The following is a 13,565-nucleotide window of genomic DNA, read 5'->3' as shown; positions in this document are numbered from 1 at the left end:
CTTGTCTAAGGGGTGCGGTGTCTTATCTTTACGACACACGATAGCGGAGGGCGATATGGCCAAGGCGAAGACGATCAAGATCCCGAAGACGATCGGCGGGGTGAAGCTGCCCAAGGAGTTGCGCAAGACGGGCAATGCATTGCTGGAGAAGGCGAACTCGCCCGAGGGTCGGCAAGTGATCGCGTCGGGCATGGCGATGTTCGCGACGGCGGCGATGGCGGCGCGGTCGCAGGCGGCGAAGGCACCCGCGCCCGAGCCAGCTGCGGCCCCCGCCCCTGCACCGGCCGCTCCCTCGGCGGCCGACGCGACGGCCGATGCGAAGGCGGCCCCCTCGCCTGCTGCGGATGCGGCCCGGGGTGCCGCGGCTGGAAATGGTCCCAAGGCTTGCGGCGAGCTCGGTACGCAGAACCCGCAGAATATCGACCAGGTGCTCGACGCGATCGGCACTGCGGCGGAGGCGGCGTTGAAGCGCGTGTTCGGGGGCAAGCTGGGGAAGTGAGCGAGGCCGCGCGGAGTGTACCTCCCCGGCGGAGGCCGGGGGGGTATAGTGATAGAGCGTGGGAATTGGCTCACCGGCCACGGCTCAATATTTTAGCTACCGCCGTCAATCTCGCATCGCCGGAGTAGCGTTGGTCGGCTTTGCTTGATTGTTAGCTTCTGCCGTATGGAAAGGGGCGCTCGTAAACCCGAGCATATCGACGGGCTTGATAACGTAGTGCGCGGGCTAATGCGGGGCCGTATCGTAAGCGACCGTGTTCGGGCTAGCTTGCTACGTAGCGCGTGAGGTCGCATGCTTGCATAAAAGGCGGCGGCGGCAGCGAGTGCTAAGGTTCGTGCTGCGATGGCAGAACAACGTGCGCATGACATTCTTGAGTCGGTCGATCATGCGAAGGGAAATGGTACACTATCATTAAGGGCATCCCAGCGACTCTTACAGCATAAGGCATTACAGCGCCCAGAAGCGCGCATGGAGCGCTGCACAGGTAAAAAGTGTCATCGATCGATGCCAAAGACAGGAGCGTCAGATAGGTAGGATTAGGCGCTTAATGTTATCGATCGTTTGCTCACCGTATTTGTTTCTAAGCCAAGCAAGGAATATCGGTTCTACGACATTCACAAATGCAAGCTCTCCAGCAAGCTGTCGAACTTCGTCCACACTTAGCTTATTTAGCATCGCGTGATGGACCTTAGAAGAGATCAACCTCTTTCTACCATGACCAATTCCGACTGTGCCGTCGTTAGACAGAATCACGCCTGTAACGGACCGTCTCGTTGCAGTGGTAACAAAAGTAGTCTTAGATTTGTTCAGCTTTAGACGCGGGTAGCGCGCGATCCGTGCGGCCTCTGCCACCTCCTTAATCATGTCCTTCAACATACCTGCTCTTTGCCCGGAGAAGCTCATATCGTCCGCATAGCGAGTATATTTTAAGCCTCGCTTCAATGCGGCCGCCTCGACCAACGAATCGAACCGATATAAAAGAATGTTCGATAACATAGGCGATGATGGTGCCCCGATCGAAAGCTTCAAGGTCCGTTCACCCTTCGCTCGTCTAAAGAGAATACGAGCTGCAATTTCCCTATCATCTTCTCGCAAGATAGAGTTTTCTCGACAATACCGTAGCCAGTCGGATTCAGTAATAGAGGGAAAGAAGTTCTCGAAGTCTAGTTTTAGTATCGGCGTCGACCCACTATGCGGATCAGAATTATCTAGGATAGACAACCCTTTCCGATAAGCCGTTGCTGCATCGTGAACGGGAAGCTTACACAAGACTTTGTCGACCAGGATTCGTTGAAGAACCTTTAGCTCTCGAGCAGGTTGAGCAATCTCCCTAGGCTCGCCGGACCGCTTAGGAATAAAGAAGACTTTATAGCGGCGGGGAGCCGTTCTAATGATACGTACGATATCATGCGGGTCCATCCCGCTCTCAGCTACGAACAGTGGCAAGAGTTGACTCATAGCTTGGGGATCGGTGTTAATTGTACGATGGCATTGAAGCGCGGAGAGTCGTTACTCTTCCAGTACGCGCGAATATCGTTCCGCCAGCGGAGCTTTTCTCTGAATGGGGCGCTATCAGCTAAGACGTAGTCGACAGCGCTGCTGCCGCCGGTCGCAACATAGAAGATATGATTGCCTTTTCGAACTTTGCCGAGCCAACCCAATAAGTTAGCACAATAGTAGAAGTTCTCGAACCTTATGTCCTTGACACCAAACCTTCCCAGGTTTTTCTTTATCTCGGTTTGGGTTAATGCCCCAAACTCCCTACACAACCCCACCATTAGCAATATAGAATGCCCGCTGTTTTCAGGGTCAAGCTTAGCCCACTTAGGTTGCGAGTCTAACCGAGACTGGACAGCCGGCATTATGCTAGCAGTGAATTTTACACTATTGATCCCAGATATGCCGCCATTGTCATCGATCCCGACTTCGAGACGATCTAAAACGTGTACCCATTCGTCTCCGTATCGATGTTCTAAATACTTGACCGGGCCATTTCTGATAAACGAGACTTGATTATAGTAGTATTCGTCTAAAACGGCTAATAGGCTCGGTGCAATTGTGCCCAGCGCAGCGAAGGCTCCCAACTCGGCCAGACTTCCCGCACTTTCCGCGAACAGCAGAACCAAGCCTACAACCTGAGCAATGTCAGACTCGAAGCTTAGTAAGTCTTTGTAGCCAGCATCGGTAGTAAGGGGTTCGGCGGCCTCTGCCAAAACGATACTGTACGGCGCTCCAAGGGCGACGACTGCTCGATGAAAGGCGTCACGTAACATTATTGGCGCAACAAGGTCGCTGTCGATAGCGCCGCCACACAAAAACACCACTTGATTAGGAGCATGAACCCGAAGACTCTCGGGTTTCATGCTCGCCAGCAGGTCGTCTGGATGGAAAGTAGCCATTTACCTGTGAAGGTGAGAAAGAGGGTGATGTCTTATCGAGCGTAGCGGCCGAAGGCGATGAGACATCACCCTCTTTCGCACCGATAAAACTCGGCAATCGAATTACGTCCAGCGAAACGCCAGACACCCCAACGAGGGGCTTAACGCGTAAATGGTACGGAACCATACGACGGTGGAGTCTATCGTCAAGGCGATTCCAACTGATGCGTGCACAACCCTGGTAAACAATGCCCGGCGATCGCGCTCATAGCGACAATCTTCCTCGCTGAATTCGACGGATCGACGCCCATCCTGCGAGCCGTGTCATCGCCGACTATCGATGGCCTGCCGTTCCGGGAAGAGGCCGCGGGGCACGTCCGCTGCTTCGGGCAGACTATCAGTTGCGCGGTTCGTGGCGGACTATAGCGCGGATACGCATCGTGTTTCGGTGACGCCGCATTTTGAAACGACCGCGGCATGTTTCCCCGCGAAGGCGGGGACCCAGACTGGGCTCCCGCCTTCGCGGGAGGACAGGACGCGCGGGGTGCGGGCGGGTGTGTGGTGCCCTTCAGCAGACGCTTGGCGTCGCGGGCTGGGCCGGACAGGGCCAAAGCCCCTGTCGTCGGACGCGGCTTTTGGCCGCGCCGACCGGTCCGACCGCTGGTTGCTCGGCCGTAGCTTGCGCTACGGCCTTTGCGCGGTCGTACTAGATATGGATCGGCTTGCCCTGAACCGCCATCGCCGCCTCTTTCATCGCCTCGGCATGCGTGGGATGCGCGTGGCAGGTATAGGCGATGTCTTCGCTGGTCGCGCCGAATTCCATCGCGATGGCGGCTTCGGCGATCAACGTGCCCGCGAGGCTCGAGACGATCCAGACGCCGAGGACGCGGTCGGTCTTGGCGTCGGCGATAATCTTCACAAAGCCGTCGGTGTCGCGGTTGGTCTTGGCGCGGCTGTTCGCGGCGAACGGGAACTTGCCGACCTTGATCTCGGTCAGATCCTTGGCGGCTTCCTCGGTGAGGCCGACGCCGGCGATCTCGGGCATCGTGTAGACGACGCTGGGAATGACGTCCTCGTTGATAATCCCGGTCTGGCCGGCGATGTTTTCCGCCACCGCGACGCCCTCGTCCTCCGCCTTGTGCGCGAGCATCAGGCCGGGGACGCAGTCGCCGATCGCCCAGACGCCATCGACCTTGGTACGGAAGCTGTGATCGGTTTCGATCTGGCCGCGCTTGTTGAGGTCGAGGCCGATCGCCTCCAGGTTGAGGCCGTCGACGTTCGCTTTCCGCCCGATCGAGACGAGCACCGCGTCGGCGGTCATCGTCTCGGACGCGCCACCGGCGGCGGGCTCGACGGTGACGGTCGCGACGCCGTTGTCGACGGTCACGCCGGTGACCTTGGTCGAGAGCTTGAGCTCCATGCCCTGCTTCTTGAAGAGCTTGGCGCTCTCGCGGCGTACTTCGCCGTCGAAGCCGGGGAGGATCTGGTCGACGAATTCGACGACCGTGACCTTGGCGCCGAGACGACGCCAGACGCTGCCCAGTTCGAGGCCGATCACGCCGCCGCCGATGACGACCATGTGCTCGGGGACCTTGGGGATTTCGAGCGCGCCGGTGCTGTCGACGACGGTCTTCTGGTCGACCGTGACGCCGGGGAGCGGCATGACGCTGGAGCCGGTGGCGATGACGATGTTCCTCGCGGTGACCGTCTGGCCGTTCACGTCGACGGTGTGCGCGTCCCGGAACGCGGCCTTGCCCTTGAGCCAGGTGACCTTGTTCTTCTTGAACAGGAATTCGACGCCGCCGGTCAGTTCCTTGACGGCCTTGGCCTTCTCGGCGTGCATCTGGTCGAGGTTCAGCGTGACGCCGGTGAACTCGACGCCGAACTTGGTCATGTGACCGCCCTTGGCCTCTTCGTACAGCTCGGACGAATGCAGCAGCGCCTTGGACGGGATGCAGCCTACGTTGAGGCAGGTGCCGCCAAGCGTCTCGCGGGACTCGGCGCAAGCGGTGCGCAGGCCGAGCTGCGCGGCGCGGATCGCCGCGACGTAACCGCCGGGGCCCGCACCGATCACGAGGACGTCATAGTCGTAGTCAGCCATTCTTCATCTCCGTCGTTCTCCTGCGAACGCAGGAGCCCAGGGTTACGGGAGGCGCCGTTCGTGGCCCTGGACTCCTGCGTTCGCAGGAGAACGGGTTAGACGAGCGTCTCGTACAATTCCTTCCAGTGCGGGTTGGTCTGTTCGATCAGGTCGATCTTCCAGGCCCGCTTCCATTTCTTCATCTGCGGCTTGCGCTGTCGTGCAGACTGTATGTCGTCACTGGCTTCGAACCACACAAGGAGGGCGCAACCATGCTCCTTGGAGAAGCCGTCTATCAGGCGGTTGCGGTGTTGGTAGGCTCGGGCGAGCAGGTCGCTGGTGACGCCGAGATAGAGCGTTCCGTTGCGGCTGCTCGCCATCAGGTAGACGAAACCAGGCCTCATGTTTTCCTGCGTACGCAGGAATCCAGGGTCACGGAGCGCGGTGCTTGTGACCCTGGGCTCCTGCTTTCGCAGGAGAACGAGGCGCTCCGGTGGGTCAGAGGTCGATCAGGATACGGGTCGGGTCTTCGATCGCGTTCTTGAGCGCGACGAGGAACGTCACGGCTTCGCGGCCGTCGATCAGGCGGTGGTCGTAGCTGAGCGCGAGGTACATCATCGGGCGGATGACGATCTCGCCGTTCACGACGACCGGGCGCTCCTCGATGCGGTGGAGGCCGAGGACCGCCGACTGTGGCGGGTTGATGATCGGGGTCGACATCAGCGAGCCGAACACGCCGCCGTTCGAGATGGTGAACGTGCCGCCCTTCATCTCGTCCATCTTGAGCGCGCCTTCCTTGGCGCGCTTGCCGAAGTCGCCGATCGTCTTCTCGATCGTCGCGACCGACATCTGGTCGGCATCGCGGATCACGGGGACGACGAGGCCGCCCGGCGACGAGACCGCGACCGAGATGTCGGCGTAATCGTGATAGACGATGTCGTCGCCGTCGATCGACGCGTTGACCGACGGGATATCGCGCAGCGCCATGGTGGCGGCCTTCACGAAGAAGCCCATGAAGCCCAGGCGGACACCGTGCTTCTTCTCGAACAGGTCCTTGTACTTGGCGCGCGCCGCGATCACCGCGGTCATGTCGACGTCGTTGAACGTCGTGAGCATCGCGGCGGTGTTCTGCGCTTCCTTGAGGCGCTTGGCGATCGTCTGGCGCAAGCGCGTCATGCGGACGCGCTCTTCGCCGCGGCCTGAGGCGGCCGGCGCGGCGGCCGGTGCAGGCGCAGGTGCCACTGCGGGAGCGGGCTTGCTTGAGGCGGCGGCGGTCACGTCTTCCTTGGTGATGCGACCGTCGCGGCCGGTGCCCTTGACGGTCGCCGGGTCGACGCCGTGCTCGAGCACCGCGCGGCGAACCGACGGCGAGAGCGCGGCGGGGGAGTCGCTGGTGCCTGCGCCGGGCTGGTCGCCATAGCCTGCGCCGGACTCGTCCTTGGCGGGTGCGGCGGGCGTTGCCGTCGCGGCGGGCTCGGGGGCCTTGGCGGGAGCGGCTGCCGAGCCGTCACCGGCGTCGATCGTGGCGAGCATCGCGCCGACCTGGACGGTGTCGCCGACCGCGACCGCGTGCTGGCCCATGACACCGGCGACCGGCGACGGGACCTCGACCGAGACCTTGTCGGTTTCGAGGCTGGCGATCGGCTCGTCGACCGCGACGGGCTCGCCGGGCTGCTTCAGCCACTCGCCGAGGGTGGCTTCGGTGATCGATTCACCCAGGACGGGGACGGTGACTTCGGTTGCCATTTTCTCGGTTCCTCCACCCCGGCGTAGGCCGGGGTCCAGTTACGAAACGCTGATTGGCCGGCGTTTCGCTCAATTACATCTACCATCCCAACTGGGCCCCGGCGTGGGTCCCATCAAAGTATTACTTTGATGGGTGCCCCTCCGCCGGGGTGGTAGAAAAGGTTCAATTCGCGCGGGTGCGGCGGATTTCGTCGCGGACGCTGTGGCCGAGCGCATCGGCGACGAGTGCGCCCTGCTCGGCCTGGTGACGCTTCATCAGGCCGGTCGCGGGCGAGGCCGAGGCGGACCGCCCGGCGTAGCGCGCGCGCTTCACCTTGGAGTCGACCGTCGCCAGCGCCTCCTCGATCAGCGGCTCGACGAAGAACCAATAGCCGTTGTTCTTCGGCTCTTCCTGCGCCCAGACGATCTCTTCCAGGTTCGGCATCTTGGCGACGCGCTCGGCGATCGGATCGCCGGGGAAGGGATAAAGCTGTTCGACGCGGACGATCTGCGTGTCGGTGTCGCCGTGCGCATCGCGCGCCTCGATCAGGTCGTACGCGACCTTCCCGGTGCAGAGCACGAGCCGCTTCGTATCGATATCGGCGGCCGGATTGGTATCCGACAGGAGACGGCGGAAGTGGCTGTCGGCCTGGAAATCCTCGGCGCTCGACACCGCGAGCTTGTGGCGCAGCAACGACTTGGGCGTCATCACGATCAGGGGCTTGCGGAAGTTGCGATGCATCTGCCGGCGGAGCAGGTGGAAATAGTTCGCCGGGCTGGTGCAGTTCGCGACCTGGATATTGTCGTCGGCGCACGACTGGAGGAAGCGCTCGGGACGTGCCGAGCTATGCTCAGGCCCCTGCCCTTCATAGCCGTGCGGGAGCAGCATCACGAGGCCGTTGGCGCGGAGCCACTTCGACTCGCCCGACGTGATGAACTGATCGATCATGATCTGCGCGCCGTTGACGAAATCGCCGAACTGCGCCTCCCAGAGGACCAGAGTCTTCGGGTCGGCGAGCGCATAGCCATATTCGAAGCCGAGCACGCCGTACTCGGACAGCGGGCTGTCGAGCACCTCGAAATTGCCGTGCTCGATTTCCTGGAGCGGCACGTACTTATGCTCGTCGGTCTGGTCGACCCAGACGGCATGACGCTGCGAGAAAGTGCCGCGGCCCGAATCCTGCCCCGAGAGGCGGACGCCGTATCCTTCCGAGAGCAGGCCGCCGAACGCGAGCGCTTCGCCGGTCGCCCAGTCGAAATTCTTGCCCGACTTGAACATCTCGCGCTTGGCATCGATCACGCGCGCGAGCGTCTTGTGGATCTTCACGCTGTCCGGGACCGTGGTCAGCGTGCGGCCGAGCGAGTCGAACAGCTTCGTCGTCAGACCCGTCTCGACGTTGCGCCGCGCCGAGCCGCCGTCGGTCGGTGCGCTGAGCCCCTTCCAGCGACCGCCGAACCAGTCGGCCTTGTTCGGCTTGTACGATGCGCCGGCCTCGAACTCGCCTTCGAGACGGAGCGTGAACTCCTTCACATTCTCGTCGATCCAGGGCTGATCGATCACGCCTTCCTTGATCAGGCGATCGCCATACACCGACGAGACGCCGGGGTGCTTGCGGATGATGTCGTACATCAGCGGCTGCGTGAAGGACGGCTCGTCGCCCTCGTTGTGGCCGAAGCGGCGATAGCACCACATGTCGATGACGATGTCGCGGTGGAATTTCTGGCGGAATTCCATCGCCATCTTGGTCGCGAAGGTGACCGCCTCGGGATCGTCGCCGTTGACGTGGAAGACCGGCGCCTGGACGCCCTTGGCGACGTCCGACGGGTAGGGCGACGAGCGCGCGAACTGCGGCGAGGTCGTGAAGCCGACCTGGTTGTTGATGATGAAGTGGACGCAGCCGCCGGTGTTGTAGCCGCGGATGCCGGAGAAGCCGAGGCACTCCCAGACGATCCCCTGCCCTGCGAACGCCGCATCGCCGTGGATCAGCACGGGGAGCGAGGCGACATGGTCCTTGAGATCGCCGGCGATGGTCTGGATCGCGCGGGTCTTGCCGAGCACGACCGGATCGGCGGCCTCGAGATGCGACGGGTTGGCGACGAGGCTCATGTGGACCTTGTGGCCGTCGAACTCACGATCGGTGCTGGTGCCGAGGTGATATTTCACGTCGCCCGACCCGCCGATGTCGTCGGGGTTGGCCGAGCCGCCCGCGAATTCGTGGAAGATCACGCGCAAGGGCTTGGCCATCACGTTGGCGAGCACGTTCAAGCGACCGCGATGCGCCATGCCGATGACGAGCTCGCGCACGCCCATCTGGCCGCCGTATTTGATCACGCTCTCGAGCGCGGGGATCATCGATTCACCGCCGTCGAGGCCAAACCTCTTCGTGCCGACATACTTCTTGCCGAGGAACTTCTCCCACTGCTCGGCCTGGATCACCTTGGTGAGGATCGCCTTCTTGCCGTCGGTGGAGAATTCGATCGCCTTGTCCTGGCCCTCCATGCGCTCCTGGAGGAAGCGGCGCTCCTCGACATCGACGATGTGCATGTATTCGAGGCCGACATTGCCGCAATAATTCTTGCGCAACGTGTCGACGAGCTCGCGGATCGAAACCCATTCGAACCCCATCGTGCCGCCGAGGTACACCTTGCGGTCGATATCGGAGTCGGAGAAGCCGTGATATTCGGTCTTCAGATCCTCGGGCATCTCGCGCTTGGACAGGCCGAGAGGATCGAGATTGGCGGCGAGATGGCCACGGACGCGGTAGGTGCGGACGAGCAGCTGCGCGCGGATCGCGTCGGCAGCGGCCTTGGCGATGTCTTCCTTGGAGGGCGCGGCGGGGGCTGCCGCGGCGGGAGCGGGCTTGCCGCCTTTCGCGGGCTTGGGCGCAGGCTCCATCTGGGTCGGATCGAGTGCCGAGGTCAGGTCGTCGGTGGTGGTCAGCGGCCAGCGCGCGCTTTCCCAGCTCGGGCCCTGTGCAGAGCCTTCGAGACCCTCGAAGAACTCACGCCACCCGGCCTCGACCGAGGACGGGTCGCTCGCGAACTTCGCATAGAGCGTCTCCACGAACGCCGGGCTGACGCCGGCTGCGATATCGCTGAAATCCTGGCCTTCGTAGCCCATCGTTCTCGTCCTAGCCGCTAAGAATTTCGTCATCCCGGGCTCGACCCGGGACCCAGAGTTACGGGCGGCGCGCTGGCGACCCTGGATCCCGGGTCAAGCCCGGGATGACGATATGTTCAACCCTTCAACACGCTCAGCAGCGTCTCGCCGAGCAGGCTGGGGCTCTCCGAAACGCGGATCCCGGCAGCTTCCATCGCCGCGATCTTGCTCTCGGCATCGCCCTTGCCGCCCGAGACGATCGCACCGGCATGGCCCATGCGACGACCCGGAGGCGCGGTGCGGCCCGCGATGAAGCCGGCCATCGGCTTCTTGCGGCCACGCTTGGCCTCGTCGATCAGGAACTGCGCGGCCTGCTCCTCGGCGTCGCCGCCGATTTCGCCGATCATGATGATCGACTGGGTCGCGTCGTCGGCGAGGAACAGCTCGAGCACGTCGATGAAGTTCGTGCCGTTGACCGGATCGCCACCGATGCCGACCGCGGTCGTCTGACCAAGGCCTGCGTTCGACGTCTGGAAGACCGCCTCATAGGTGAGCGTGCCTGAACGGCTGACAACGCCGACCGAGCCCTTCTTGAAGATCGAACCGGGCATGATGCCGATCTTGCACTCGCCGGGGGTCAGCACGCCCGGGCAGTTCGGGCCGATGAGGCGCGACTTGGAGCCCGACAGCGCGCGCTTGACCTTGACCATGTCGAGCACCGGAATGCCCTCGGTGATCGCGACGATCAGCTCGATGTTCGCGTCGATCGCCTCGAGGATCGAATCCGCAGCGAAGGGGGGCGGCACGTAGATGACCGACGCGGTCGCGCCGGTCATCGCCTTGGCTTCGGCGACGGTGTTGTAGACGGGGAGGTCGAGATGCGTCGTGCCGCCCTTGCCAGGCGTGACGCCGCCGACCATCTGCGTTCCGTATTCCAGCGCCATCTTGGTGTGGAAACTGCCGGTTTCGCCGGTCATGCCTTGCGTGATGACCTTGGTGTTCTTGTCGACGAGGATGCTCATCTTGTCTCGTTCCTTACCACCCCGGCGAAGGCCGGGGCCCAATTGGGAAAGCGGTCATGGCAGTGCGATGCGATCGTAAAGGTCGTCCCACGCGGGATTGAAACCGTTGATCTCTCGCAATTTCCAGTCCCGCTTCCACTCCTTCATCTGCAGCTCTCGCTGCCGGGCGGCTTCCCAACTGCCTGACAACTCGTACCAGACGAGGAGCTTGCAGTCGTATTTCTTCGTGAACCCGGCGACCACAACGTTGCGGTGTTCCCACACGCGTTTGGCCAAATTCACCGTCGAACCGAGATAGAGCGTACCGTTAAACCCGCTGGCCATGATGTAGACGCACGCTTGGTCTTCCATCACGGGGGCCTTCCCAATTGGGCCCCGGCCTTCGCCAGGGTGGTACGATCGTTACCTCACCTCAAATCAGTTCAGCGAACCATCGATACCCTTGCAGGCCACGATCAGTTCCTTGACCGCGTCGACCGAGACCTGGAGGTTGCCCTTGGCTTCGTCGTCAAGCTTGATCTCGACGATCTTCTCGACGCCGCCGGCACCGATCATCACCGGCACGCCGACGTACAGGTCGGTCAGGCCGTATTCGCCCGAGACGTAGGCCGCCGCCGGGAGGACGCGCTTCTGGTCGTACAGATACGCTTCGGCCATCGCGATGCCGCTGGTGGCAGGCGCGTAATAGGCCGAGCCGGTCTTCAGCAGCGCGACGATCTCGCCGCCGCCGCCGCGCGTGCGCTTGACGATCGCGTCGATCTTCTCCTGCGTGGACATGCCCATCGCGATGAGATCGGGGACCGGGATGCCCGACACCGTCGAATAGGAGATGACCGGGACCATCGTGTCGCCGTGGCCGCCGAGCACGAAGCTGGTGACGTCCTTGACCGAGACCTTGAACTCGTCGGCGAGGAAATGGCTGAAGCGCGACGAATCGAGCACGCCGGCCATGCCGACGACCATGTGGTGCGGCAGACCCGAGAACTCACGGAGCGCCCACACCATCGCGTCGAGCGGGTTGGTGATGCAGATCACGAACGCGTTCGGTGCGTTGGCCTTGATGCCCTCGCCGACCGCCTTCATGACCTTCAGGTTGATGCCGAGCAGGTCGTCGCGGCTCATGCCGGGTTTCCGCGCGACGCCCGCCGTCACGATGATGACGTCCGCGCCGGCGATGTCCGCGTAATCGTTCGAACCGGTGATCGTCGAGTCGAAGCCTTCGACCGGGCTGCACTGCGACAGATCGAGCGCCTTGCCCTGGGGGATGCCCTCGGCGACGTCGAACAGGACGATATCGCCCAGGCCCTTGAGTGCTGCGAGGTGCGCGAGCGTGCCGCCGATGTTACCGGCGCCGATCAGCGCGATCTTCTTGCGAGCCATTCCAATCCGTCTCCGTCTGTATGTGCGGGGTGATTGGTGACGCCGACTACGCGCATTATGGGCTCGCGGCAACCGTTAATCGGGAAAAGCGACGTGCTTATTGCAACTCGTTCGCATGTGCAATAACGGCTCGCTAGTTCGTCATCCTGACGAAAGTCAGGATCCAGAGTAACGCGCGTTGCCCTTTGTGGCTCTGGATCCTGACTTTCGTCAGGATGACGGAGGGGGTTTGATCGTGCCGAGTTCGGCTCAGATATGCCCTTCCGCCAGATAGTCCTCGGAGCGCATCTCTTCCAGCCGACTGATCGTGCGGTCGAATTCGAAGCGGCCGTCGCCGGTCTCGTAGAGGTCGCCGGGCTCGGCATCCGCCGCCGCGAGCAGCTTCACCTTGTGCTCGTACAGCGCGTCGATCAGCGCCACGAACCTTGCGGCCTCGTTGCGGCTGTCGGGGCCGAGCTTGGGGATGCCGACGAGGATGATCGTGTGGAATTTGCGCGCGATGGCGAGGTAATCGGCCACCCCCCTCGCCTCCCCGCACAGCTTCTTGAAACTGAAGACCGCGACGCCCTTGAGCGACTTGGGGACGCGGAGCGTGCGCCCCTGGACGATCAGGTCCTCGGCGGGGACGTGCTCGCTGTCGTCGGTCGAGAAATCGGTGAGGCGGAAGAACGCGGCGGACAATTGCGCGGTCGCCTCGGGACCGTTGGGGACGAGCCAGGTGTCCTGCTGGCCGAGCCGGTCGCGGCGGTAATCGACCGGGCCGTTGAGGGGCAGCACGTCGAGACGCTGTTCGATCGTCGCGATGAAGGGGAGGAAATGCTCGCGGTTGAGGCCGTTCTTGTAGAGATCGGACGGCGGGCGGTTCGAGGTGGTGACGATCGTCACACCGGCGTCGAGCAGCGACGTGACGAGCCGCGACAGGATCATCGCGTCGGGGCTGTTGGTGACCATCATCTCGTCGAACGCGAGCAGGCGCGTTTCGTCGGCGATCGCGGCGGCGACGGGGGCGATCGGGTCGCCGATCTCCTTGCGGCGTTCGGCGGCGATGCGCGCGTGAACCTCGAGCATGAACTCGCCGAAATGGACGCGGCGCTTCTTCTCGACCGCGGCGTTCTCGTAGAACAGGTCCATCAGCATCGACTTGCCGCGACCGACGCCGCCCCAGAGATAGACGCCGCGGGGATCGGGCTTTTTGCCGGTGAGGCGGGCGAAGAAGCCGGTCGCCTTGGGGGCGGCGAGTTCGGTGGCGAGCGCGTTCAGGCGCAAGGCGGCGGCGGCCTGTTCGGGGTCGGGGCGGAGCTCGCCCGAGGCGATCAGCGCGTCATAGGCTTTGATGACGGTCATTGCGCTTTACCACCCCGGCGGAGGCCGGGGCCCAATT

The 13,565-nt window shown here is 62.7% G+C and carries 11 protein-coding genes; 1 reads left to right on the top strand and 10 read right to left on the bottom strand.

Going from position 1 to position 13,565, the window contains the following annotated elements; translation table 11 throughout:
• Nucleotides 1–55: 55 nt before the first annotated feature.
• Nucleotides 56–499 (top strand): hypothetical protein, encoded by a 444-nt coding sequence (locus tag HMP09_RS16730; RefSeq protein ID WP_176501280.1) that lies wholly within the window; start codon nucleotides 56–58, stop codon nucleotides 497–499.
• A gap of 522 nt (nucleotides 500–1,021) precedes the next feature.
• Here HMP09_RS16730 and HMP09_RS16725 read toward each other — a convergent pair.
• The 10 genes from HMP09_RS16725 to zapE form a co-directional block, all read right to left on the bottom strand.
• Nucleotides 1,022–1,957 carry a retron St85 family RNA-directed DNA polymerase gene (locus tag HMP09_RS16725; RefSeq protein WP_176501279.1) on the bottom strand — a complete coding sequence of 312 codons (936 nt, stop codon included), beginning with the start codon at nucleotides 1,955–1,957 and terminating at the stop codon, nucleotides 1,022–1,024.
• Nucleotides 1,954–2,898, bottom strand: a complete 945-nt coding sequence (locus HMP09_RS16720; protein ID WP_176501278.1) for a retron St85 family effector protein — start codon at nucleotides 2,896–2,898, stop codon at nucleotides 1,954–1,956. The genes HMP09_RS16725 and HMP09_RS16720 overlap by 4 nt, the downstream gene beginning before the upstream one ends.
• Nucleotides 2,899–3,583: 685 nt before the next feature.
• Nucleotides 3,584–4,978 (bottom strand): dihydrolipoyl dehydrogenase, encoded by a 1,395-nt coding sequence (lpdA, locus tag HMP09_RS16715; RefSeq protein ID WP_176501277.1) that lies wholly within the window; start codon nucleotides 4,976–4,978, stop codon nucleotides 3,584–3,586.
• A gap of 95 nt (nucleotides 4,979–5,073) precedes the next feature.
• Nucleotides 5,074–5,337 carry a GIY-YIG nuclease family protein gene (locus HMP09_RS16710; RefSeq protein WP_176501857.1) on the bottom strand — a complete coding sequence of 88 codons (264 nt, stop codon included), beginning with the start codon at nucleotides 5,335–5,337 and terminating at the stop codon, nucleotides 5,074–5,076.
• A gap of 118 nt (nucleotides 5,338–5,455) precedes the next feature.
• Entirely contained in the window at nucleotides 5,456–6,703 is a 1,248-nt protein-coding gene (gene odhB, locus HMP09_RS16705; RefSeq protein WP_176501276.1) for a 2-oxoglutarate dehydrogenase complex dihydrolipoyllysine-residue succinyltransferase, read from the bottom strand.
• A 163-nt stretch (nucleotides 6,704–6,866) separates the two neighbouring features.
• Nucleotides 6,867–9,803, bottom strand: a complete 2,937-nt coding sequence (locus tag HMP09_RS16700; protein WP_176501275.1) for a 2-oxoglutarate dehydrogenase E1 component — start codon at nucleotides 9,801–9,803, stop codon at nucleotides 6,867–6,869.
• Between the two features lie 116 nt (nucleotides 9,804–9,919).
• Complete coding sequence (gene sucD, locus HMP09_RS16695; protein WP_176501274.1) at nucleotides 9,920–10,804, bottom strand: succinate--CoA ligase subunit alpha; 885 nt, start codon at nucleotides 10,802–10,804, stop codon at nucleotides 9,920–9,922.
• 54 nt (nucleotides 10,805–10,858) lie between these two features.
• Entirely contained in the window at nucleotides 10,859–11,155 is a 297-nt protein-coding gene (locus HMP09_RS16690; protein ID WP_176501273.1) for a GIY-YIG nuclease family protein, read from the bottom strand.
• A gap of 66 nt (nucleotides 11,156–11,221) precedes the next feature.
• Nucleotides 11,222–12,184: a malate dehydrogenase gene (mdh, locus tag HMP09_RS16685; protein WP_176501272.1), complete on the bottom strand. Its 963-nt coding sequence runs from the start codon at nucleotides 12,182–12,184 to the stop codon at nucleotides 11,222–11,224.
• Between the two features lie 249 nt (nucleotides 12,185–12,433).
• Nucleotides 12,434–13,528, bottom strand: a complete 1,095-nt coding sequence (zapE, locus tag HMP09_RS16680) for a cell division protein ZapE (RefSeq protein WP_176501271.1) — start codon at nucleotides 13,526–13,528, stop codon at nucleotides 12,434–12,436.
• Nucleotides 13,529–13,565 lie beyond the last annotated feature (37 nt).

This window comes from Sphingomonas sp. HMP9, from assembly GCF_013374115.1.
Lineage (GTDB): Bacteria > Pseudomonadota > Alphaproteobacteria > Sphingomonadales > Sphingomonadaceae > Sphingomonas.
Note: the sequence above shows the minus strand (reverse complement) of the source record. Positions and strands in the feature narration are given on the sequence as shown.